The following is a 22297-nucleotide window of genomic DNA, read 5'->3' as shown; positions in this document are numbered from 1 at the left end:
CGATCCCATCCACGGAGGTATGTGTGTCCTGCTTGATCGTCCAGAGCGACAAGACGCTGCTGCTGGAGGTGGACCACGAGTCGGCGGGCGCCTGCCGACGGGCCATCGCTCCGTTCGCGGAGCTGGAGCGGGCGCCGGAGCACATCCACACGTACCGGGTGACGCCGCTCGGGCTGTGGAACGCGCGGGCGGCCGGGCACGACGCCGAGCAGGTCGTGGACGCGCTGGTGCAGTTCTCGCGGTATCCGGTGCCGCACGCGCTGCTCGTCGACATCGCCGAGACCATGTCGCGGTACGGGCGGCTGACGCTGGTCAAGCACCCCGCGCACGGGCTGGTACTGACGACCACCGACCGGCCGGTGCTGGAGGAGGTGCTGCGGTCGAAGAAGGTCCAGCCGCTGGTCGGCGCGCGCCTCGACCCCGACAACGTCGTGGTGCACCCCTCCGAGCGCGGCCAGATCAAGCAGACGCTGCTGAAGCTCGGCTGGCCCGCCGAGGACCTCGCCGGGTACGTCGACGGCGAGGCCCACCCGATCGCGCTCGCCGAGGACGGCTGGGCGCTGCGGCCGTATCAGCAGCAGGCCGTCGAGGGCTTCTGGCACGGCGGCTCGGGCGTCGTCGTACTGCCGTGTGGTGCGGGAAAGACGCTGGTGGGGGCCGGTGCGATGGCGCAGGCGCAGGCCACGACGCTGATTCTGGTCACCAACACCGTCTCGGCCCGGCAGTGGAAGCACGAGCTGGTGAAGCGGACCACGCTGACCGAGGACGAGATCGGCGAGTACAGCGGGACGAAGAAGCAGATCCGGCCCGTCACCATCGCCACGTACCAGGTGCTGACGACGAAGCGGAAGGGTGTCTACCCGCATCTGGAGCTGTTCGACTCCCGGGACTGGGGCCTGATCGTCTACGACGAGGTGCATCTGCTGCCCGCGCCGGTCTTCAAGTTCACCGCCGACCTCCAGGCCCGGCGCCGCCTCGGGCTGACCGCGACGCTGGTGCGCGAGGACGGCCGGGAGTCGGACGTCTTCTCGCTGATCGGCCCGAAGCGGTTCGACGCGCCGTGGAAGGAGATCGAGGCGCAGGGGTACATCGCGCCCGCGGACTGCGTCGAGGTGCGGGTCAGCCTCTCCGACTCGGAGCGGCTGGCGTACGCGACGGCGGAGCCCGAGGAGAAGTACCGCTTCTGCGCGACGACCGACAGCAAGCAGCGGGTCACCGAGGCGCTGGTCCGGCGGCACCAGGGCGAACAGACGCTGGTCATTGGCCAGTACATCGATCAGCTGGACGAGCTGGGCGCGCATCTGGACGCTCCGGTGATCAAGGGCGAGACGACGAACGCGCAGCGCGAGAAGCTCTTCGACGCCTTCCGGGAGGGCGAGATCTCGGTGCTGGTCGTCTCGAAGGTGGCGAACTTCTCGATCGACCTGCCGGAGGCGACCGTCGCGATCCAGGTCTCCGGGACGTTCGGCTCCCGCCAGGAGGAGGCCCAGCGGCTGGGCCGGGTGCTGCGCCCGAAGGCGGACGGGCACGAGGCGCGGTTCTACTCCGTCGTCGCCCGCGACACCGTCGACCAGGACTTCGCCGCCCACCGCCAGCGCTTCCTCGCCGAGCAGGGCTACGCGTACCGCATCGTGGACGCGACCGAACTGCTGTCGGCGGAGGAGGACGCCTGAGCCCTGGGGGTGCCTTTTCGATCGTCACGGCCCCGCGGAGATCGGGAAGGCACCCCCAGAGCTCAGCTCTCGCCCTTCGCCGCTTCCCTGCCGCCGTCCGGTACGGCCGACGCCGGGGCCGGTATTCGGGCCGCCCCGGCGGCGGTCCGGGGACGGGGGACGGCGCTGCCGGAGGCCGCGCCCGGCGCCTCGGGGGCGGTGCGGGTGTACCGGACCGCCGCCGCCAGGAGGGCCAGGCCGAGCAGGGGGTACGGCGAGGTCAGGGGCTGTTCCCACCAGGTGAAGTGGAGATCGCGGTCGCCGGCGTGCGGGACGATCCACAGGGTGCGGGCGGTGAACGCGACGGTGACCGCGGCGAGCAGCGCGCGGCGCCAGGGGACGCGGTGGGTGTGCGCGGCGAGCGCGATGAGCAGCGGGACGCACCAGACCCAGTGGTGGGACCAGCTGATCGGCGAGACGAGCAGCGCGGTGACGGCGGTGCACAGCACGCCCCAGAGGTCCGATCCGCGGCGCCGGTGGACGCGGTGGGCGGCCCAGAGCCCGCCGATCGCGGTGAGCAGCGCGGCGCCCGCCCAGACGGCGCCGGGCTCGGGGGTGTGCAGGACGCGGGCCAGCAGGCCCTGAAGTGCTTGGTTGTCGACGATCCAGACCTTGCCGACCCGGTCCGTCTCGAACATCCGCCGGGTCCAGAAGTCGATGCTGGCGTCCGGCAGCACCAGTAGGCCGAGCAGGACCGATCCGGCGAACCCGGCCAACGCGGTGCAGGCGGCCTTTCCCCGGCCGGTGAGGAGGAGGTAGACCGCGAAGATCGCCGGAGTCAGCTTCACCCCGGCGGCGATGCCGACGCCGAGCCCCTTGAAGCGGGCGCCGTCGGGCCGGGTCAGATCCCAGAGGACGAGGCAGGTGAGGGCGAGGTTGACCTGGCCGAAGATCAGGGTCTGGAAGACCGGCTCCAGCCAGATGCCGAGCGCCGTGGCGCCGAGGACGGTGGGCGCGGTGTAGGCGGAGCGCCGTACCCCGGCGGCCTTGCAGGAGAGCTGGATCAGTGCGGCGAGCAGCCCGGAGTTGGCGACGAAGCAGACGATCTTGAGGGTGGCGAGGGAGACCCAGGTGGTGGGGATGAAGAGCAGGGCCGCGAACGGCGGGTAGGTGGCCGGGAGGTTCCATTGGGTGGTCGTGAAGCCGTAGAGATCACTGCCGGAGGCGGCGGCCTGCCCCTCGGCGCGGTAGACCTCTATGTCGGGCATCGCCAGCGGGTGGAGGGTGTACAGCACGCCCAGTCCGATGAGGGATGCCGCGAGCAGTGTTCCGGCGATGACCGTGCGGTGCGGGTGCGCGACGCTCTGCGCCCACGTACGCCGCCATGTCCACGTCCGCGTCCCGTCGGCGGCAGACACTCGTTCCCCTCCCCATCGCCCTGCACGCTCTCAGCGGCGACGCTAGCCGATCCGGGCCGACGGCCCGTAACCGTTTCCGGTCAACCAGATGTCCGGTGGTGGACGCGCCCGGACGCGCGGTGGCAGAAGCGGGCGGCTGCCCGGTGCCGGATGCCGGAGGTCTCGTCGGGGACACGTGCGGTCAGGCGCGTATCCGGTCGGTGGTGCGGGCCCGGGGGCGGGGTACGCGGCGGTCGGCTCCCTCCTCTCCGTACTCGCCGAGGAGGACGACGCTGAAGGCGGCCGCGGTGAAGACCTTCACGGCGCGCAGGGCGCTACCGACCGGATGGCGGCCACCGTGGGCGGCGTCGAGGGCCGTGGCGCCCTTCATCGGGTGCAGGGAAGCCGGGTGTCCGGCTGCTGGGGTGATCGTTGCGCTGCTCATGACTCCATGATGGTTTTCACGCGAATGCCGCGCATCGGTCCATGGACCCATTCCCGGACCGATGCACCTCTGACTGCGGTATCACCCGCACCCCTACCGGAGATGTACGCGTCCCCTACGGGAGAGGGATGGCCCGGCCGCGGGCGCAGGTGGCGGGGTAGTACCGCCGCGGCGTGCGGTGGCGGCAGCAGACGGGCCGGGCCGGCGCCGCGGACGTGCCGCCCGGCCACCGTCCCCGCCCACCACCACTCCCGGTCCCGGCCCCGCCCCCGCTCACCCCCGAAAATACGCGGTGGCGCCCCGCCCGGCCCCTGACTAGAATCGCGCGTCTCCCTGCCTCCCGTCGGCTTCCGTCGAGGAGCGCCGCCGACCGGACGGAAACCGGCCGGTCCTTCGCATCACGCCGATGACCGCCCCACGTCCCACGGACGCACGGCCCATCCGGCGTCCGCACCGAACGACGGCCCGCCGTGCCCGCCCGCCGTGGCGCGTGCCCGCCGCAGTGAGAGTCCACCGGAGGCAACACCCGTGCCCGCGCACGCCCAGCACCCCGTACCCGACCCGCACGCCCCGGCCGCCGGCGAGGGCGCCGATCCGCTCCGCAGCGAGCGGGACCATCTCGCCGCCTCCCGGGCCGCGCTGCGCGCGATGCGCGCCGACGCCGAGGCGCTGAACATCGCCGACGTCACCGCGAACTGGGTCAACGCCAAGGTCCTCCAGGGCGAGATCGACGCCCGGATCAAGGCGCTCGCCGACCTCGCCCACACCCCGCTGTTCTTCGGCCGCCTCGATTACCTGCACGCCCCGGGCCTCGACCCGTCCGAGGGCGGCGCGGGTGCCGACGGCGGCCACGGGGGCGAGAACTTCTACATCGGACGGCGCCACGTCCACGACGCGCACGGCGACCCGATGGTCATCGACTGGCGCGCGCCGGTCTCCCAGCCGTTCTACCGGGCGTCCAAGAAGGACCCGATGGACCTCCGGATGCGCCGCAGGTTCGGCTACACCGGTGGGGAGCTGACCGCGTACGAGGACGAGCATCTGAGCGATCCGGCGGAGGCGGAGCGGACCAGTCAGCTGCTCCAGGCGGAGATCGAGCGGCCGCGCGTCGGCCCGATGCGGGACATCGTCGCGACGATCCAGCCGGAGCAGGACGAGATCGTGCGCGCCGGGATCGGCGGTTCGGTGTGCGTCCAGGGGGCGCCCGGCACGGGGAAGACGGCCGTCGGCCTGCACCGTGTCGCGTATCTGCTGTACGCGCACCGGGAGCGTCTGGCCCGGTCCGGCACCCTCGTCATCGGGCCGAACGACTCGTTCCTGCGCTACATCGAGCAGGTCCTCCCGGCCCTGGGCGAGCTGGAGGTCAAGCAGGCCACCGTCGACTCCCTGGTGGGCCATGTGGAGGTGCGCGCCCGGGACGATGCGGCGGCCGCGTCGGTCAAGGGGGACGCGCGAATGGCGGAGGTGCTGCGGCGGGCGGTGCGGTCGCACATCACGCCGCCCGAGGAGGCGTGCATGGTGGTGCGCGGCTCGCGGCGCTGGCGCATCCCGGCGTACGAACTTCAGGAGATCGTCGAGGAGTTGCGGGAGCGGGACATCCGCTACGGCGCGGCGCGCGAGGCGCTGCCGCAGCGGATCGCGCACGCCGTGCTGGTGCGGATGGAGCAGGCGGGCGAGGCGCCGGACGACCGGGTGCAGGACGCGGTGGCGCGCAATGCCGCGGTGAAGGCGGCGGTCAAGGCGGTCTGGCCGCCGGTGGATCCGGCGAAGCTGGTGCTGCGGCTGCTGGGCGACGCGGAGTTCCTGGCCGCGCACGCCGAGGGCCTGCTGACGCCCGAGGAGCAGAAGGCCGTCCTGTGGGCGAAGCCCCCGCGGAGCGTGAAGAGCGCCACGTGGACGGCGGCGGACGCGGTGTTGATCGACGAGGCGATGGACCTGGTGGCGCGGATGCCATCGTTGGGCCATGTGGTGCTGGACGAGGCGCAGGACCTGTCGCCGATGCAGTACCGCGCGGTGGGCCGCCGCTGTACGACGGGTTCGGTGACGGTCCTCGGCGACATCGCCCAGGGGACGACGCCGTGGGCGACCGACACCTGGGAGGAGGCGCTGGGGCATATGGGGAAGCCCGGTTCGGTGGTCGAGGAGCTGACGCAGGGGTTCCGGGTGCCGCGCGAGGTCATCGCGTACGCCTCCCGGCTGCTTCCGGCCATCGCGCCGGATCTTCGGGAGGCCACCTCGATCCGTGAGTCGGCGGGCGACTTCGAGATCCGTACGGTGCGCCCGGAGGCGCTGGACGCGTCCGTGCTGGCGGCGTGCCATGACGCCCTGGGCAAGGAGGGGTCGGTCGGCCTGATCGTGGCGGACGCCCGGGTTCCCGGGCTGCGCGTCGCCCTGGAGGAGGACGGGCTGCGCTGTCTCGCGCCCGGTGAGGAGACGTCCGCGGAGGCGCGGCTGACGCTGGTTCCGGCGACGCTCGCCAAGGGCTTGGAGTACGACTACGTGGTACTGGACGAGCCCGCCGCGATCGTCGACGGCGAGCCGGACGAACGCACCGGTCTGCGCCGTCTCTACGTCTGCCTGACGCGTCCGGTATCGGGGCTGACCGTCGTCCATGCGGCGGATCTGCCGGAGCAGTTGGCGGGCTGAAGGGCTGTCCCGTAATTCCTGGCGGGCGCACGACGACGGCTACGGCACCTCGCCGCGGAGATCGGGAAGGCCCCCCGGGGGGGACGCGGCGGCGCGGGCCTGTTGAGGTCGCGTGCCCGGGGCGCGGGCGGCTGCGGCGCGCGCCCCGGGTCCGTCACTCCTCCGTGGCGTCCAGGGCCGTGCGCCAGCGCCGAACGGCCGCCGCGTCGGCGGGGGCGGACCAGCCGGACGGGCGGGCGGCGCCGCCGATGTGGAAGGCGTCGAGACCGGCCGCCCGCAGGGTGGGCAGGTGCTCCAGGGTGAGGCCGCCGCCCACCAGGACGCGCGGGGCGTAACCGGGCACCCCGGCCGTGGTGCGGGCGTGTTCGGCGAGGAGGGTGGGCAGGCCGTCGGCGACGCCGGTGGCGGCTCCGGCGGTGAGGAAGGTGTCCGGGCCGCCGGGCAGGGCGGCGAGTTCGGTGCGCAGCGCGTCGCGGTCGGCGGCGTGATCGAGGGCGCGGTGAAAGGTCCAGCGGCAGCCGTCGATCACCTCGGTGAGCGCCCGTAGGGCGGTGAGGTCGGGGCGGCCGTCGGGGGTGAGGAAGCCCAGGACGAACTCGTCGGCGCCCTCCGCCCGCAGCGCGGCGGCGTCCACGCACAGGCCGTCGATGTCACCGGCGGCGAAGCCGTCGCGGTGGCGCAGCATCACCCGGAGGGGGATGTCGACGGCGGCGCGGATCGCGGCGAAGACGGCGCGGGGCGGGGTGAGCCCGTCGGCGGCCATGTCGGTGACGAGTTCGAGGCGGTCGGCCCCGCCGGTCTGCGCCGCAACCGCGTCCTGCGGGTCGAGCGCGATCACCTCCAGCAGTGCGCGGTGACGCCGGGGGTGTGCGCCCCCAAGGCCGTTACTCATGGGACCCCAATCGGTGGTGGCGATGACGGTGTGGCGGGCGGGCGTCGTGCGGGTGGCGGCGCCCGGGAAGCCGCCGCGATAGGTCTAGTCCAATCACGGCCCAGCGTAAACGGTGCCCACCGCTCCACGGCTTTTTTACGGAACGGACACGGCCGGAAACGTTCCGTGGCCACGTCGGGGGCGTCAGCCGGGCGGTGCGCGCCGAGGCGCGCCGGATCCCGGGTGCACAAGGGCGCGGGTCGGCGTCGAGGCGACCGGCATGCAGGTGACGTCGGACTGTTCCAGCATGGAAGAGGACCGGAAGTGTCCCTCTGTACCTGTCCCTGTATACGGAGTGGTGCGATGACGGACCCCGCCACGGCCGGCCGGACCGACGGCGCAAGGGACGCGCGGAGCGCGGCCGGGCCGTCGGTCCTCACCCTGACGATGAATCCTGCCGTCGACCTCTGCTGGGAGGTCACAAGCCTGGTGGACGTCGGCAAGAATCGTGCCCGGGTCAGATCGGTGGCCGCCGGAGGCGGAGGGATCAACGTCGCCCGTGATGTGGTGCGGCTCGGGGGACGGGCCACCGCCGTCCACACCGCCGGAGGCGCGATCGGCCGGCGCCTGAACCGGCTGCTGGACGACGAGGGCATGAACCACGTCACCGTCGGGATCGACGACGAGACCCGCGAAGCGCTCGTGCTGTTCGTGGCCGAGTCGCGCCGCAGCTATCACCTCGTACCGCCCGGACCGCGGCTCCACGACCGCGAGGGCCGGCGCTGCCTGGACGTACTGGGGCAGGCCATGGGCAGTTGCCGGTATGTCGTGGCCAGCGGCAGTCTGCCCGGCGGTCTCCCCGAGGATTTCTACGCGGCCGTCGCCCGCCGTGTGAAAGAAGCCGGGTCCCGGCTTGTTCTGGACACGTCCGGGCCGGCGCTGCGCGGAGCGCTCGCGGAGGGGGTGTTTCTGCTCAGGTGCAACCAGAAAGAGGCCGCCGACCTGGCCGGCCGGGAGGTCTGCGACTTCGACGACGCCCGAGCCGTCAACGCACACCTCCTCACCACGGGAGCCGCCGAGATCGCCGTCACCGCCCTCGGGGAACTGGGCGCGCTGTGCTCGACCGGGCAGGGCCATACCGAGCTGTACGCACCACCGCTGCCCGGCGAAGCGCTGAGCGACGCCGGGGCGGGGGACAGCATGGTGGCCGCCCTCACCACACGGCTGGCCGACGGGGACGACCCCGTCAGCGCCTGCGCACTGGGGGTGGCCGCGGCCGCCGCGTCGATGCTCACCCCCGGCACGGAGCCCTTCGACCGGGAGACGGTGCAGGCCCTCCGCCCCGGGGTGAGGGCCAGGTTCCAGGCAGACGCACCACGCCGGAGCCGTTGACCTGCCCCGTTGTGCGGTGGCCCGGCAGTGGGGGGCGAGGGCACTCCGGCGGGGTGAACGCGCGCACCGTGGCCAGTCGTGATCTCCCGCCCGTGCGCGGCCGGGCACGCGACCCGGCTGCCGGTTCGGGCCGCGCCCGGCCACCGGAGGCGCCCTCTTCCGTACCCTGCGGACCCACTTGAGAAGAGGGTGTGAAAACCGGAGGATATGGGTAACACGCTTTCCCGGTAAGGGCGTTGCGGCATGGTGCACGCGGCCCGCCGGCAGGGGGAGATGCACATGTCAGAACTGGCGACGGTATCCGCCGAGATAGCTCCGTATCTCGCGATGGCGGCGAGCAGCCTCGGTACGTCCGTGCTCACCGCGGCCCAGCAGCGGATCACGGAGCGCACGGTCGACGCCGGGGAAGGCTTCTTCCGGCGGCTGCTGGGACGCGACGGCGACCGCCTCGGGGGCGGCGCGGCGCCCGTGCTCGACGTGGACCGCGCCACCTCGCTGGACGCCCGTCTGGCCCGGCTGGACGACGCCGAACGGCAGGCGCTGACGGAGGCCATGGCCGACTGGCTGGCCGGTCCCGTCACCGCGCGGGACGCCGCCGGATTCCTGTCCCATATGGCCCCGCACCTCTCCGGCACCACGATCAACTCCCCCACCACGTACGGGGATCACTCCGCCGCGATCGGCGTGGTGAACGGCACCGTCCATCTGGGCGGCGGCACGGACACCGGGCGCGCCTCGTGAGCCGCGGGAAATCGCCGCGTCCCTCGCGGGGTGCCAAGAGACCGACGCCCTCCCCCGGAAAGGAACGCCGCACGGCCGACACCGGGCCCGACTCCGGCACCGCCTCCCCCACCGACCCCACCCCCGAGGTCCACACCCACCACGTCCGGCACAACAACCCCGTCACCACCGGCCCGCACTCCATCGCCGCCAACGACATCAGGAACGTGATCATCCGCTGGGTGATGCACCCCAGCGCCCGCTGGCTACCGCTGCTGCTGGCCTGCGCCGCCCTGGTGATCGCCCAGACGACCGATCCGCACGGCCCGGCCGGTCAGTACGCGCTGAGCATCACGCTGGCCGTCCTCGCGGTCGCCGCGGGGGCCGTGCGGGTCCTGATACGGAAGACGCCGAGCGTGGCGGCGGTGGGCGCGTTGTCGCTGGTCTCCGTGTTGGCGACGGTCGGCGGCTGGCTCTCGTTCCAGTACGCCTCCACGCACGCCGATGTCGATGTGACGGGCCAGGTGCAGCGCGCGGGCACCCTGCCGCTGACGGGCCGGGACCACACCGTCGCCTTCACCCTCGGGCCCGCCGGGCTCCGCGAGCACCGCGACCGGCTCCGGCTGACCCTGGCCGTGTCGGACTATGATCCGAGCGCCCCGGCCTGCTCGTACCGCACCACGGCGACCGCGTACCTGATGGATGGCGGTGCGCCCGTCCAGGCGCCGGTCCGCTCCGGCCGTCCCCTGGATTTCGTCCTGAACTCCGGCGCCACGTCCGTACGGATCCAGGTGACGCTGACGGAGAAGGATCCCGGGCAGAACTGCCGGACGGACATCCGGGCCGTCGCAGCCGTGCTGCACGACTCCTGACCCGGGCCGCTCCGGTGGCCGCCCACCGCGTACGCCCGCACGGCCGCCGCGTATCACCTGTCACACCACGCACAACGGGGAGATTCCATGACTTCAGCCGCATCGCGGCGCCGCGCCCTCGTCAGCGCCGCGCTGCTCGCCCTGACCGCCCTGACCGCGTCCGCCTGTGCGGACGACCGGCCGCCGACCCTCTTCGACCAGCAGTCGGTGTCGGTCGGGGTGAAGAACGACCAGCCGGGCACGGGCGAGGAGGCCACCTACAAGTTCACCGGGTTCGACATCACCGTGGCCCAGCATCTGCTCGAAGGGGTCGGTGCCAAGCCGGACTTCAGCAGTGTGCCGTCGGAGAACCGCGGTCAGGTGATCGCCGACGGCAAGAAGGACCTGGTCGCCGCGACGTTCTCGATCACCCCGTCACGGATGAAGGACATCGATTTCATCGGCCCGTACGCGACGACGTCGCAGGGCGTCATGATCCGGTCCAAGGACGCCGGTCGCATCAAGAAGCTGGAGGATCTCAAGAAGCGGGCCGTCTGCACCTGGAAGGGCACCACCTCGTTCGAGGAGCTGCACAAGCCCGCGTACGACGGGGTCGGCGTCTATCAGGTGGCCGACGCCTCCCGCTGCATCGACGACCTCCGGACGGGCCGGGCCACGGCGGTCTCCACCGACCAGATGATCCTTTACGGCTTCACCCAGAAGTACGCCGGGCTCCGGGTGGTGCCCGGCATCATCGTCGGCTCCCCCAACGACTACGGCATCGCCATCGCGAAGAAGTACCGAGCGGACTGCCGCAAGCTCAGCGACAAGCTGCGCGACTATCTCAACGGCACGGACTGGGAACGGGACTTCGACCTCTCGCTGCCGTCCATCACCAAGCACGTGCAGAACTGGCAGACGGAGTTCAAGCCGTCCGCCGACTCCGTGGGCCAGCTGTCGTGCCGGGACGCGCCCGCCTCCTGACCGCCCCGGGGCCACCGTCCGGCCCGGCGCGCCACAATGGCGGCATGACTTCCGACTCCCGAGCGGAGCCCGGTGGCCCGGCGGCGGAGCTGCGCCGCCGCTGGGCGGCGACCGTGGCCCGCACCCGAGGCGCGGCGGGCCCCGATCCGGCCCCGTACGCGGAGAACCTGCTGGCCCGTTGGGCGGAGCCGCAGCGCCGCTATCACACGGTCGCGCATCTGGCGGCCGTCCTGGAGCGGGTCGACGAACTCGCCCCGTACGCCGACGATCGGGGCACCGTCGAGCTGGCGGCGTGGTTCCACGACGCCGTCTACCGCCCGGACCGTTCGGAGAACGAGGAGCGCAGCGCGGCGCTCGCCGAACGCGCCCTGCCGGAGCTGGGCCTCGACGCCGACCGTACGGCGCAGGTCGCGCGGCTGGTCCGGCTCACCGTCACGCACGATCCGGAGCCCGGCGACCGCGACGGCGAGGTGCTGTGCGACGCCGATCTGGCGGTACTCGCCGGGACGCCGGACGCGTACGCGGCGTATGCGGCGGCCGTCCGCGAGGAGTACGCGTTCGTGCCCGATCCGGACTTCACCGCGGGCCGCGCTGCGGTGCTGCGCCAACTCCTCGGCCTGCCCCGGCTGTTCCGCACCCCGCTCGGACGGGAGCGCTGGGAGGGCGTCGCCCGGCACAACCTGGCGACGGAGCTGACGCTGCTGAGCGGCTGAGCGGCTGAGCGGCTGAGCGGCTGAGCGGCTGAGCGGCTGAGCGGCTGAGCGGCTGAGCGGCTGAGCGGCTGAGCGGCTGAGCGACGACGGACCGACTCGGGCATATCTGGATATACCGGACGGTGCAGGTGTGGTGGGAATGCGGCGGGGGCGGGGGCTGTTGGTGGCGGACATGCCTGTCCCCTCCGAACGCTCCCGTATGCCCGCCGCTGTCTACGTTTTGGGCCTGTCTGTATTTGCTCTTGGCACGAGCGAATTCATGTTGTCCGGCATTCTCCAACCGCTCGCCCATGACCTGGGCGTCTCCATTCCGCAAGCGGGCCTGCTGGTCTCCGCGTTCGCGATCGGGATGGTGGTGGGCGCACCGGTTCTCGCCGCCGCGACGCTGCGGCTGCCGCGGCGCACCACGCTGATAGCCCTGCTCGCCGTCTTCGGTCTGGGACAGGTCGCGGGCGCGATGGCGCCGACGTACGGCGTGCTCTTCATCTCGCGGGTGGTGAGCGCGCTGGCGTGCGCCGGATTCTGGGCGGTCGGTGCCGCCGTCGCGGTGTCGCTGGTGCCGGTCACCGCGCGGGCCAAGGCGATGGCGATCATGGTCGGCGGGCTGAGCATCGCCAATATCGCGGGCGTACCGGCCGGTGCCCTGCTGGGCCAGCACGCGGGCTGGCGCTCGGCGTTCTGGGCCGTGGCCGTGCTGGCGGTGATCGGCCTGGTAGGAGTGGTCATCGCGGTGCCCCGTACGGAGGTGCCGACGGGTGCGGAGCGGCCGCGGCTCCGCCGTGAGCTGGCCATCTACAAGGACAAGCAGGTCTGGCTGGCACTGGCCGCCACGGCGCTGAACGCCGCCGCCGTCTTCTCGCTCTTCTCGTACCTCTCGCCGCTGCTCACCAAGACCGCCGGGCTGGCGGAGAGCTGGGTGCCGACGGTGCTCGCGCTGTTCGGCCTCGGCGCGCTGATCGGCACGTTCATCGGTGGCCGGGTCGCCGACGCGCACCTCTTCCCGACGCTGTTCGCCGGCATCTCCGCGTCGACGCTGGTGCTGGCGGCGCTGGCGCTGACGGCGCACAGCCCGTTCGCCGCCGTCGCACTCTCGCTGATGCTGGGCGTCACGGCGTTCACCACCGCTCCGGCGCTGAACGCCCGGATGTTCAACGTCGCGAACGCCGCGCCGACCCTGGCCGGGGCGACGACCACCGCGGCGTTCAACATCGGCAACACCCTCGGCCCCTGGCTCGGCGGCCTGGCCATCAGCGCGAAGTGGGGATACGAGTCCACGGCGTGGCTGGGCGCGGCGCTGGCCGCCGTGGCGGTCGCCGTCACCTTCGTCGCCTTCCGCCTGCACCGGGCGCCGCACCGCTCCCGGGTGGTCGCCGCGTCGGCGCCGGGCGTGGAGCCGGGTGCGGAGCACGGCGTGGAGCCGGGTGCGGAGCACGGCGTGGAGCCGGCCAAGGAGGGCGCGGCGACGGCCGCACGCGGCTGACCTCCGGCCGCACGCGGCTGACACCCGGCCGCGCGCCGCTGACGCCCGGTCGCACGCGGCTGACCTCCGGCCGCGCGCCGCTGACACCTCTCACACCGCCCGGGTGTCCGGCGGGCGGTTCTTGGGGCGGCGGAGACCGGCGGCGCTCAGGCGGCGCAGCAGCTCCTTGCTGCCGACCTCGACCGCCCCGGCGCGCACCGCGTCGTCGTAGCGCTCCCGGGGCAGGTCGTAGTGGTCGCGCTCGAACGCCTTCGGAGGGACGCCGATTCCGGAGGCGAAGCGGTGCAGCTCCTCGAACGACACGTCGCTGACGAGGTGCGACCACATGCGGCCGTGCCCGGGCCAGATGGGCGGGTCGATGTAGAGCGTCACCTCAGCGCTCCGCAGGCGCGCCGAGGCTGCCGACACGGGCCACCGCGACCGCCGTCTTGGGGCAGACCCAGTGCGGGTCGGGGCCCAACTCCGGCTCCACGTCGAGCGCGTGCGGATCGCCGGACTCCGTGCACACCGGGCACAGCGGCCAGCGGCCGTACCGCTCCAGCAGGGCGTCCTGGACGTCCTGGGCTATCAGCCCGGCGACGAACTCCACCCCGGCCGGCCACTGCTCCACCCACCAGCGGCGGTGGGCGACCGCGTCCTCGACGAGGGAGACGATGTCGGCGTCGGCGACGTCGTTCGCCACCAGGTCGGCGAGGACCAGCGCCCGCGCGGCGTGCAATGCCTGTTCCAGCTCCATGTCGTCCATTGTCGCGCGGACCGGTGACAGTCCGCTCCGCCGTCCACAGCCCCGCGGCGGGCCCTGCCGCGGTTGTCCACAGGCCGTTGCGGAGGTGTTGACGCGCCCTGCCGTTGAAATTACTTTTCAGTCGTGAGCAGCAGCGTGAAGGAAACTTTCAGCGAGGCGGCCGTCACGTCCCGGCCGGCCCCGACCCCGCCCGCCCCCGCGGCGCTGGCGGCCAAGGTCCGCACCCTCGGTCCGTCGATGACCCGCTCCATGCTGCGGGTCGCCGAGGCCGTCGCGGGCGATCCGGCCGGCTGCGCCGCCCTCACCGTCACCGGCCTGGCCGAGCGCACCCGCACCAGCGAAGCGACGGTCGTGCGGACCTCCCGGCTGCTGGGCTATCCCGGCTACCGCGGTCTGCGGCTCGCGCTCGCCGCGCTCGCCGCGCAGCAGGCCGCGGGCGGCGCCCCCGCCGTCACCGCCGACATAGCGGTCGACGACTCCCTCATCGACGTCGTGGCGAAGCTGGCGCAGGAGGAGCAGCAGTGTCTGGCCGACACCGCCGCCGGGCTGGACGTCACCCAGCTGGAGGCGGCCGTCTCCGCGCTGGCCTCGGCCCGCCGTATCGATGTATACGGCATCGGGGCGTCCAGCCTGGTCGGCCAGGATCTGGTGCAGAAGCTGCTGCGGATCGGTCTGATCGCGCACGCCCACGCCGATCCGCATCTCGCAGTGACCAACGCGGTGCAGATGCGGACGGGTGACGTCGCCCTCGCCATCACCCATTCGGGGCGGACGACGGATGTCATAGAGCCGCTGCGGGTCGCCTTCGACCACGGCGCGACGACCATCGCGATCACCGGCCGTCCGGACGGCGAGATCGCCTCGTACGCCGACCACATTCTGACCACCTCCACGGCCCGCGAGAGCGAGCTGCGGCCCGCCGCGATGTCGTCGCGGACCAGTCAACTCCTCGTCGTGGACTGCCTGTTCATAGGCGTGGCGCAGCGCACGTACGACACCGCGGCACCCGCACTGTCCGCCTCCTACGAAGCGCTCGCCCACCGCCACTCCCCCCGCTCGCACCGCTGATCCCGCCGCCGACCGCGCCGCGCGCCGCCCCACCCGGCGGCGCCCCGTCCGACCGTCACCGATCCGCCGGCCCCGCCCGGCACGCCGCACCGCTCCACGCCCCACCCGCCGACCGCACCCGCACCCGCACCCGCACCCGCACCCGCACCCGCACCCGCACCACAGCACGTCGTACAGATCCGTCCGTACGAGCCGGAAAGAGCCGCCACATGACTTCGACAGCCGACCACGCAGATCTGCGGGCCCAGTTGGACACGCTCACGACCGAGGCGTTCCGCCCCGAGCTGGCCGAGATCGACCGGCGTTCCACCCTGGAGATCGCCCGGACGATGAACGACGAGGACGCGAGGGTCCCCGGCGCGGTCGCCACGCAGCTGCCGCGGATCGCCGCGGCCATCGACGCGCTCACCGCCCGGATGGCCGAAGGCGGCCGGTTGATCTACGCCGGTGCCGGGACGGCCGGGCGGCTGGGGGTGCTGGACGCCAGCGAGTGCCCGCCGACGTTCAACACCGACCCGTCCAAGGTGCTGGGGCTGATAGCCGGTGGCCCGGCGGCGATGGTCACGGCGGTGGAGGGCGCGGAGGACAGCAAGGCGCTGGCCGCCGAGGACCTGACGGCGCTGGGGCTGACCGAGCGGGACACCGTCGTCGGGATATCCGCCTCGGGCCGCACCCCGTACGCGGTCGGCGCGGTGGAGTACGCCCGGCGCGTCGGGGCGCTGACCGTCGGGCTGTCCTGCAACGCCGGTTCCGCGCTGGCCGCGGCGGCGGAGCACGGCATCGAGGTCGTCGTCGGTCCGGAGCTGCTGACGGGCTCGACGCGCCTCAAGGCGGGTACGGCGCAGAAGCTGGTACTCAACATGCTCTCGACGATCACGATGATCCGGCTCGGCAAGACCTACGGGAATCTGATGGTCGACGTCCGGGCGTCCAACGACAAGCTCCAGGCCCGTTCGCGGCGGATCGTGGCGCTCGCCACCGGCGCCTCCGACGCGGAGATAGAGACCGCCCTCGCGGCGGCGGACGGTGAGGTGAAGCACGCGATCCTGATCGTGCTCGGTGAGGTCGACGCCCCGTCGGCCGCCCGCCTCCTCGACGCCTCCCACGGGCATCTGCGCGAGGCCCTGGAAAAGGCCCGCACCGCCTGACCCCGGCCCGGCACCCCGGGCGGACCCGCACCGTCGCAGTCCCGCATCGCCACAGCCCGCGTCATCACAGTCCCGCGTCATCACAGTCCCGCATCGCCACAGTCCCGCACCGTCGCGGGCCCCTACCGCCGCGACCTCCGCCCACCCGATTCGTCACGATACGACCTGCTTGCCCCCTCCCCCGTTGTCCGCACAGCAAGGCTCCGCACATGCCCGAAGACAAGAACCGCGCCACCGCTGCCGCGATCCTCCCTCTCGTCGGCGGCGCCCGGAACATCACCTCCCTCGCGCACTGCATGACCCGGCTACGGCTGGGGATCCGGGACCGTTCGCTGGTCCGGGACGACGCGCTCAAGGCGCTGCCCGCGGTCATGGGCGTCGTGGAGGACGACACGTACCAGATCGTGCTGGGCCCGGGGGCGGTCGCCCGCGTCACCCCCGAGTTCGAGCGGCTGGTGGACGAGGAACGCGCCGCCGGGCCGGAGGCGGCGCCGTTGCCGGTGCCGGAGCCGGTGCCGGTGCCGGTGCCGGAGGCAGCTGCCGACGGCGCCGATGCCTCGGCCGCCCCCAGCGCCACCGACCTCGCCGCCCAGGGCGCCGCGCTCAAGGCGCGGCAGAAGGCCCGGAACGCCACCCCGTTCAAGCTGTTCCTGCGGCGGGTCGCGAACATCTTCGTGCCGTTGATCCCCGCGCTGATCGGCTGCGGCATCGTCGCCGGGATCAACGGGCTGCTGACCAACCTCGGCTGGCTGCCGTCCGTCGTTCCGGCGCTGGCGGCGGTCGCCTCCGGCTTCATGTCGTTGATCGCCGTGTTCGTCGGCTACCACACCGCGAAGGAGTTCGGCGGGACGCCGGTCCTGGGCGGGGCGGTCGCCGCGGTCATCGTCTTCCCCGGCATAGCGAACATCACGGCGTTCGGCCAGAAGCTCTCCCCGGGGCAGGGCGGTGTCCTCGGCGCGCTCGCCGCCGCGCTGCTCGCCGTCCAGGTGGAGAAGTGGTGCCGCCGCCGCGTCCCGGAGGCGCTGGACGTCCTCCTCACGCCGACGCTCACGGTGCTGCTCACGGGCCTGGTGACGATCTACGGCCTGATGTTCGTCGCGGGCGAGGTGTCCAACGGCATCGGCACGGTCGCCACCTGGCTGCTGGCGCACGGCGGGGCGCTCGCCGGTTTCGTCCTCGGCGGGCTCTTCCTGCCGCTGGTCATGCTCGGGCTGCACCAGGCACTCATACCGATCCACACCACCCTGATCGAGCAGCAGGGTTACACCGTGCTGCTGCCGATCCTCGCGATGGCCGGGGCGGGTCAGGTCGGCGCCGCCCTCGCCGTCTACCTCCGGCTGTCCCGGAACACCTCGGTCCGCCGCACCATCAAGTCCGCTCTCCCGGCCGGTTTCCTGGGCGTGGGCGAGCCGTTGATCTACGGCGTCTCGCTGCCGCTGGGCCGCCCGTTCATCACGGCGTGCGTCGGCGGGGCGTTCGGCGGCGGCTTCATCGGCCTGTGCAACCAGCTCGGCAACGCGGTCGGCTCCACCGCCATCGGCCCATCCGGCTGGGCCCTGTTCCCGCTGCTCAACGGCGTCACCGGCATCGGTACGACGCTCGCGATCTACGGCATCGGGCTCGTCGTCGGCTATGTCGCCGGCTTCCTGGCCACGTACTTCTTCGGCTTCAGCCGCCAGATGCTCACGGAGCTGAACGCCGCACCGGAAGCCCCGGAAGGCGCGGAAGCCCCGGAGAGCGGGTCGTCTCCGGAAGCCGCCGGGAGCGGTCCGTCCCCCGACGCCGCGCCGGAGGCTACGGAAGCTCCCGCGGGCCCCGCCCAGGAAGCCACCGGCGCCGCCTCGGCGCGGATAGCCGACGGCCTCGCCCCGGCCCCGAAGGGGTCCGCCACCACCTGACAGCACGCCGACCGACCGGGCACACGGCCACCAACGGCGCTGGCCACGCGGCGGTCCGCACACCAGGCCACCCCGTGGAGCCCGTCGACGGTTTGCCCTCCCAACGGTCGAGGTTCGTGTGCGTCGGCGAGTAGCGACGGCTGACGGCTTCCCGCGCGCGTGTCCGGTCCGGCGGTTCCGGTTACGGGCACGCGCCCCCGGCAACGGACCGCCCACGCAGCGAACCGCCCACACCCCTCGGCCACCCGCGAACCCCCGTGCCGCGCACGCCTCCGACCAGTACCCTTCCCGCGAAGCATCGTCACAGGACGGGGAGTTGGGGGACATGACGCGCGACACCTTCCGCACACCACCGGACCAGGTCCCTCCGGACCGCCCCACCCCGGAGCCGGACCAAGCCCCGGCCCCCACCCCGGAGCCGAACCAGGCCCCGGCCCCAACTCCGGCCCCCACTCCGGCCCCCACCCCGGACCCGAGCCCCTCCCCAAACCCGACCCCGGACGCACCCCCCGGCCGCCTCCGCCGCCTCCACCGCTGGTTCACCGGCCTCACCACCGACCGGAAGATCGCCGTGGTGGGCCTCGCCATCGCCGTCGTCCCGCTCGCCACGCCCCTGGTCACCGCCGCCTACGATGCCGCCTTCGGCGAACCCGCGCTCGTGCTGTCGAGTGCCCAGGACAACGACACCTGCTCCACGGCCTGGCGCGTCGCCCCAGGTCAAGACGGTCTCCGCGCCTCCCTCCCCAACGCCGACCCGCGCGCCCTCACGCGCTGGGAGCGCGACCGGAAGATCACTCACCTGGGGACCGTGGACTCCAGCGTCAGCATCCGCGGCAACCTCGGCAAGGCCATTCAGCTCCGGGACCTCTCCGTCACCGTGCTGCGCCGCAGCGCGCCCCTCCCCGGTACGACGCAGCCCACCGTCGACTGCGGCGGCGGACCCGGCCCGGAGATCTTCTACGTCGATCTGGACACGCTGCCCCTCAACCGCCCGGTCTCCGCGCATTACTTGATGACCAGCCCCCACCAGAGGGCGGCCCGCGACGCCGCCGACGCATACAACCGGAAGCCGCTGCGACTGCCCACGACCGTCTCCACCTCCGATGTCTACGACCTGAAGTTCGTCGGTCGCAGCCAGGCCCACTACGTCGAGTGGCAGGCCACCTTGACCTGGTGGGACGGCGAGGAGACGCACACCACGACGATCGACAACGACGGCCTGCCGTTCCGCGTCACCGCGGAGCGCCGATGACCGCCCCGGCGCCCGGCCCCACCCGGACCCGCCGCCTCCGCGCCCCCCGCTCCCCCTTCACCTACGCCGCCCTCGCTGTCGCCCTCGTTCATCTGACCGGTGCGCTCCCCGTCCAGCTCGACTGGGCGGGCCGCGCCGGCGCGGACGCCGACCCGGGGAACGTCCTCGACGCACTCCGCCTCCTCGCCGTCTCGCCGGTCCGCCGCTTCAGCACCGCGAGGGGCGCGGGCGCCCTCGGCCTGGAGGCGGTGTGGACGGCCTGCTTCCTCTTCCTGCTAACGGCCGCGGCCCGCACCCTCACCACCCGCACGACCCTCCCGCCCCGCGATCCCGAATCGGCCGTGACCAGGGCGTACGCGCATATCGCCGTCTGGCCGGTACTCGCCCCGGCCGCGCACCTGCTGGCGCTCTCCCTCACCCGCCTGCCCGAGCTGTCCTCCGACCCGCCGCTTCGTGGGATGACCGCGTACAGCCTGTTCATCGACGTGGACGCCGGGCTCGGGCACGCCGTCCTCCTCGGCCTGATCGGCGGCTTCACCACCGCGACGGCACTGCTCGCCCTCGACCTCGACGTCTCGGACAGCCCCCCGGAGGGCGCACGCGATCAGCTGCGGCGCCTCCGCGGCCCGCTGCCCACCCTCTGGTCACGCGTCGGCGCCACACTGCTCGCCACCGCAGTCGGCGCGCTGGTGCTCTCGCTCGTCGCGGGCAGCCTCCCGGGTCACGTCCTGGACCCGTTGATCCGCTTCTGGTGCGCGCCCTCCGAGGCCGCCGCAGCGTGCGCGGAAGATCTCCGCAACCTGACCGGCCTGTCCCTCCCGGAATTCCCCGGCGGCGAACCGCTGCTGAAGCGCTTCGCCCTGCTCTACGCCTGGCAGGCGTTCCTGCTGCTCTTCGCCGTCACGCACTTCGCCGTCGCCTCGCTCACCCACGCCCTGCCGCGCACCGTCCGCGCGGCCCTGGCCGGATGGTGCGGCTACACGGCGGGCGCGATCGGCTTCGACGCCGCGACGCGGACGGTCTCCCTCCTCTGGGACTCCCCCACCCGCAGCATGACGTTCGACCAGATGCTCGGCCTGCTCCTCCCGCCCACCGGCCTCACCCACGCCCTCTACACGGCCCCGTTCGCCGCCCTCCTCTGCGCCGCCCTCGCCCGCGTACGGTTCGGACGGGCCAAGGGAACCGCAGCATCCGAGGACGACGAAGCCGCCGCGCCCGAGGAGGGCGCAGCGGCCCCCGCTCACGGCAACCGGCTCGCCTGATTCAGCTCCGCGACCCGCGCCCACAGCTCCTCCCGCAGCACCGTCTCCCGGAGCTGTTCCGGCGGGCAGTCCCACTCCCGGCCGCCGCCCGCCGGCCTGAGCTGCACATACGGGCCCTCCCGGCCCATGATCCGCCCGAGCCGCCCGTCCCGTACGTCGACGGCGTACCCACCGGCCCGCAGCCACAGCGGCTCACCGGGCCGCACTCCGGCCGACCCTTCCGGCCGTCGCGCGGCGCTCACTCGCCGCACCGGGCCAGCAGGTCCACGAGCTGCCGCGCCGTGGTGAGGTTGCACCGGCCCAGCTCCACGAGCGGCTGCGGGTCGACCATCGCGCACGACACCGGATCGACGCTCAGCGACGGCAGTTTGATGCCGTGGGCCCGCAGCCCCTCGTCCAGCGCGCGCACGGTGTCGTCCGCCTCTCCGAGCGCGGTGCCCGTCGGCCGTCGCCGTTCGCTCATCGCCATCGTTCTCCACCTTCCACACTGTGTATGACATTCGACACACAGCGTGGCCGGACTCGGCTAGCCTGGGAAAGGGGCGCAGACCCAACAACATCCCCTGTACGACCTGGAGTTCCCATGCCCGGACCCAAGCGTCTCGATCCATCCTCCTCACCCCGCGCGATGCTCGGCGCGGAGCTACGGCACCAACGGGAGAAGGCCGGTCTCTCCCAGGACGAGCTGGGCGCGCTGCTCTTCGTCAGCGGCTCGTTCATCGGCCAACTGGAAGCCGGTACGCGCCGCATGCTGCCGGAGTACGCGCAGAAGATAGACGACATCCTCAAGACCGACGGCTACTTCTTCCGCAACTGCGGCGCCGCCATGAAGTCGAAGTATCCGGATCACTTCGCGGAAGCTGCGGAGGCGGAAGCACAGGCGACGTCGATCAAGGAGTATTCGCCCAGCCTGATCCCGGGCTTGTTGCAGACGGAGGCGTACGCGCGGGCCGTTTTCCGCGCGTACCAGCCAACGACGACCGAGAAGCTCATCGACGAACTGGTCGCCGCGCGGCTGGAACGAGCCAGGCTTCTCGACGACGCAACAAATCCGCTGTTGTGGGTCGTGCTGGACGAAGCGGTGCTGCACCGGACGACCGGTGGACGGAAGGTGATGGCGGAGGCGCTGCGTCACGTCGCCGCGCTCATCCGCCGCCACCGCATCATCGTGCAGGTGCTTCCGTTCGACGCGGGAGCCCACACCGCGCTCGGTGGCCCACTCAAGCTGATGGCCTTCAGCGACGCCCCGCCGCTCGCGTACCTTGACGGCCTCGGCTCGGGTCAACTGCTGGACGATCCAGCGACGGTGAGCCGGTACGAACTGTCCTACGATCTCCTCGCGGCCAGCGCACTGTCACCGGAAGCGTCTCTGGCCCTGATCGAAACGGCAGCGGAGGCATTCACCGATGAACACAAGCAAGAGTGAGTACGACCTGAGCGCTGCGACCTGGCACAAGTCGAGCTACAGCGGTGGAAGCGGCGGCAACTGCCTGGAGGTGGCCCGGGACTTCACCGGTGCTGCCCAGTGGCGGAAGTCGAGCTACAGCGACGGTAGCGGCGGCAACTGCCTCGAAGTCGCCGACGGCGTCCCCGGGATCGTCCCCGTACGGGATTCCAAGCGGCCCGAGGGTCCGGCGCTGACGTTCCGGGCCGCGTCGTGGGCGCGGTTCGTGGGCGGGCTCAATGCCGGGTCGTTCGGCGAGGTCTGAGCGGTACGCGCGAACGCGTCGGCCCCGGTTCTCCTAGGGAGAGCCGGGGCCGATGCGTGCGTGC

The 22297-nt window shown here is 72.7% G+C and carries 22 protein-coding genes; 15 read left to right on the top strand and 7 right to left on the bottom strand.

Going from position 1 to position 22297, the window contains the following annotated elements:
* Positions 1 to 23 precede the first annotated feature (23 nt).
* The gene (locus ACFWWQ_RS11410; protein ID WP_384593807.1) at positions 24 to 1673 is read left to right on the top strand and encodes a DNA repair helicase XPB; all 1650 of its coding nucleotides are present in this window, start codon (positions 24 to 26) and stop codon (positions 1671 to 1673) included.
* Positions 1674 to 1735: 62 nt separating this feature from the next.
* On the opposite strand, the gene ACFWWQ_RS11405 is transcribed toward ACFWWQ_RS11410, so the two are convergent.
* The gene (locus ACFWWQ_RS11405) at positions 1736 to 3070 is read right to left on the bottom strand and encodes a glycosyltransferase 87 family protein (RefSeq protein ID WP_384593804.1); all 1335 of its coding nucleotides are present in this window, start codon (positions 3068 to 3070) and stop codon (positions 1736 to 1738) included.
* Between the two features lie 181 nt (positions 3071 to 3251).
* Positions 3252 to 3494: a hypothetical protein gene (locus ACFWWQ_RS11400; RefSeq protein WP_384593801.1), complete on the bottom strand. Its 243-nt coding sequence runs from the start codon at positions 3492 to 3494 to the stop codon at positions 3252 to 3254.
* A 528-nt stretch (positions 3495 to 4022) separates the two neighbouring features.
* Here ACFWWQ_RS11400 and ACFWWQ_RS11395 point away from each other — a divergent pair.
* The gene (locus tag ACFWWQ_RS11395; protein WP_384593799.1) at positions 4023 to 6140 is read left to right on the top strand and encodes a HelD family protein; all 2118 of its coding nucleotides are present in this window, start codon (positions 4023 to 4025) and stop codon (positions 6138 to 6140) included.
* Between the two features lie 154 nt (positions 6141 to 6294).
* On the opposite strand, the gene ACFWWQ_RS11390 is transcribed toward ACFWWQ_RS11395, so the two are convergent.
* Positions 6295 to 7032, bottom strand: a complete 738-nt coding sequence (locus ACFWWQ_RS11390) for a copper homeostasis protein CutC (RefSeq protein WP_384593796.1) — start codon at positions 7030 to 7032, stop codon at positions 6295 to 6297.
* Between the two features lie 342 nt (positions 7033 to 7374).
* On the opposite strand from ACFWWQ_RS11390, the gene ACFWWQ_RS11385 reads away from it, so the two are divergent.
* From ACFWWQ_RS11385 to ACFWWQ_RS11360, 6 genes are all read left to right on the top strand, one after another.
* The gene (locus ACFWWQ_RS11385) at positions 7375 to 8403 is read left to right on the top strand and encodes a 1-phosphofructokinase family hexose kinase (protein ID WP_384593793.1); all 1029 of its coding nucleotides are present in this window, start codon (positions 7375 to 7377) and stop codon (positions 8401 to 8403) included.
* 279 nt (positions 8404 to 8682) lie between these two features.
* Complete coding sequence (locus tag ACFWWQ_RS11380; protein WP_384593791.1) at positions 8683 to 9144, top strand: hypothetical protein; 462 nt, start codon at positions 8683 to 8685, stop codon at positions 9142 to 9144.
* Positions 9141 to 9995: a hypothetical protein gene (locus ACFWWQ_RS11375; protein WP_384593788.1), complete on the top strand. Its 855-nt coding sequence runs from the start codon at positions 9141 to 9143 to the stop codon at positions 9993 to 9995. The genes ACFWWQ_RS11380 and ACFWWQ_RS11375 overlap by 4 nt, the downstream gene beginning before the upstream one ends.
* 87 nt (positions 9996 to 10082) lie before the next feature.
* A complete protein-coding gene (locus ACFWWQ_RS11370; protein WP_384593785.1) occupies positions 10083 to 10958 on the top strand; it encodes a transporter substrate-binding domain-containing protein in 876 nt (291 codons plus the stop codon).
* A gap of 44 nt (positions 10959 to 11002) precedes the next feature.
* On the top strand, positions 11003 to 11671 hold the full coding sequence (locus tag ACFWWQ_RS11365; protein ID WP_384593782.1) for a hypothetical protein: 669 nt from the start codon (positions 11003 to 11005) through the stop codon (positions 11669 to 11671).
* 199 nt (positions 11672 to 11870) lie between these two features.
* The gene (locus ACFWWQ_RS11360) at positions 11871 to 13151 is read left to right on the top strand and encodes a Cmx/CmrA family chloramphenicol efflux MFS transporter (RefSeq protein ID WP_384593895.1); all 1281 of its coding nucleotides are present in this window, start codon (positions 11871 to 11873) and stop codon (positions 13149 to 13151) included.
* A gap of 90 nt (positions 13152 to 13241) precedes the next feature.
* Here ACFWWQ_RS11360 and ACFWWQ_RS11355 read toward each other — a convergent pair whose 3' ends face one another.
* Both ACFWWQ_RS11355 and ACFWWQ_RS11350 read right to left on the bottom strand, forming a co-directional pair.
* Entirely contained in the window at positions 13242 to 13523 is a 282-nt protein-coding gene (locus ACFWWQ_RS11355) for a DUF4031 domain-containing protein (RefSeq protein WP_384593779.1), read from the bottom strand.
* Between the two features lies 1 nt (position 13524).
* A complete protein-coding gene (locus tag ACFWWQ_RS11350; RefSeq protein WP_384593776.1) occupies positions 13525 to 13887 on the bottom strand; it encodes a hypothetical protein in 363 nt (120 codons plus the stop codon).
* A 132-nt stretch (positions 13888 to 14019) separates the two neighbouring features.
* On the opposite strand from ACFWWQ_RS11350, the gene ACFWWQ_RS11345 reads away from it, so the two are divergent.
* The 5 genes from ACFWWQ_RS11345 (at position 14020) to ACFWWQ_RS11325 (ending at position 20524) form a co-directional block, all read left to right on the top strand.
* A complete protein-coding gene (locus ACFWWQ_RS11345; RefSeq protein WP_384593773.1) occupies positions 14020 to 14964 on the top strand; it encodes a MurR/RpiR family transcriptional regulator in 945 nt (314 codons plus the stop codon).
* A 209-nt stretch (positions 14965 to 15173) separates the two neighbouring features.
* Complete coding sequence (gene murQ, locus ACFWWQ_RS11340; RefSeq protein WP_384593770.1) at positions 15174 to 16112, top strand: N-acetylmuramic acid 6-phosphate etherase; 939 nt, start codon at positions 15174 to 15176, stop codon at positions 16110 to 16112.
* Positions 16113 to 16321: 209 nt separating this feature from the next.
* Positions 16322 to 18010, top strand: a complete 1689-nt coding sequence (locus ACFWWQ_RS11335; RefSeq protein ID WP_384593767.1) for a PTS transporter subunit EIIC — start codon at positions 16322 to 16324, stop codon at positions 18008 to 18010.
* 325 nt (positions 18011 to 18335) lie between these two features.
* Positions 18336 to 19262 carry a hypothetical protein gene (locus ACFWWQ_RS11330; protein ID WP_384593764.1) on the top strand — a complete coding sequence of 309 codons (927 nt, stop codon included), beginning with the start codon at positions 18336 to 18338 and terminating at the stop codon, positions 19260 to 19262.
* Positions 19259 to 20524 (top strand): hypothetical protein, encoded by a 1266-nt coding sequence (locus tag ACFWWQ_RS11325; protein ID WP_384593761.1) that lies wholly within the window; start codon positions 19259 to 19261, stop codon positions 20522 to 20524. The genes ACFWWQ_RS11330 and ACFWWQ_RS11325 overlap by 4 nt, the downstream gene beginning before the upstream one ends.
* Here ACFWWQ_RS11325 and ACFWWQ_RS11320 read toward each other — a convergent pair.
* Together ACFWWQ_RS11320 and ACFWWQ_RS11315 are read right to left on the bottom strand one after the other, a co-directional pair.
* A complete protein-coding gene (locus ACFWWQ_RS11320; protein WP_384593907.1) occupies positions 20503 to 20766 on the bottom strand; it encodes a hypothetical protein in 264 nt (87 codons plus the stop codon). The genes ACFWWQ_RS11325 and ACFWWQ_RS11320 overlap by 22 nt on opposite strands.
* Positions 20763 to 20993, bottom strand: a complete 231-nt coding sequence (locus ACFWWQ_RS11315; RefSeq protein ID WP_384593759.1) for a hypothetical protein — start codon at positions 20991 to 20993, stop codon at positions 20763 to 20765. The genes ACFWWQ_RS11320 and ACFWWQ_RS11315 overlap by 4 nt, the downstream gene beginning before the upstream one ends.
* 114 nt (positions 20994 to 21107) lie before the next feature.
* Between ACFWWQ_RS11315 and ACFWWQ_RS11310 the strand changes: the two genes are divergently transcribed.
* Positions 21108 to 21950 carry a helix-turn-helix domain-containing protein gene (locus ACFWWQ_RS11310; RefSeq protein ID WP_384593756.1) on the top strand — a complete coding sequence of 281 codons (843 nt, stop codon included), beginning with the start codon at positions 21108 to 21110 and terminating at the stop codon, positions 21948 to 21950.
* A complete protein-coding gene (locus tag ACFWWQ_RS11305) occupies positions 21931 to 22233 on the top strand; it encodes a DUF397 domain-containing protein (protein ID WP_384593754.1) in 303 nt (100 codons plus the stop codon). The genes ACFWWQ_RS11310 and ACFWWQ_RS11305 overlap by 20 nt, the downstream gene beginning before the upstream one ends.
* Positions 22234 to 22297 lie beyond the last annotated feature (64 nt).

This window comes from Streptomyces sp. NPDC059080 (assembly GCF_042739975.1).
Classification (GTDB): domain Bacteria; phylum Actinomycetota; class Actinomycetes; order Streptomycetales; family Streptomycetaceae; genus Streptomyces; species Streptomyces benahoarensis.
Note: the sequence above shows the minus strand (reverse complement) of the source record. Positions and strands in the feature narration are given on the sequence as shown.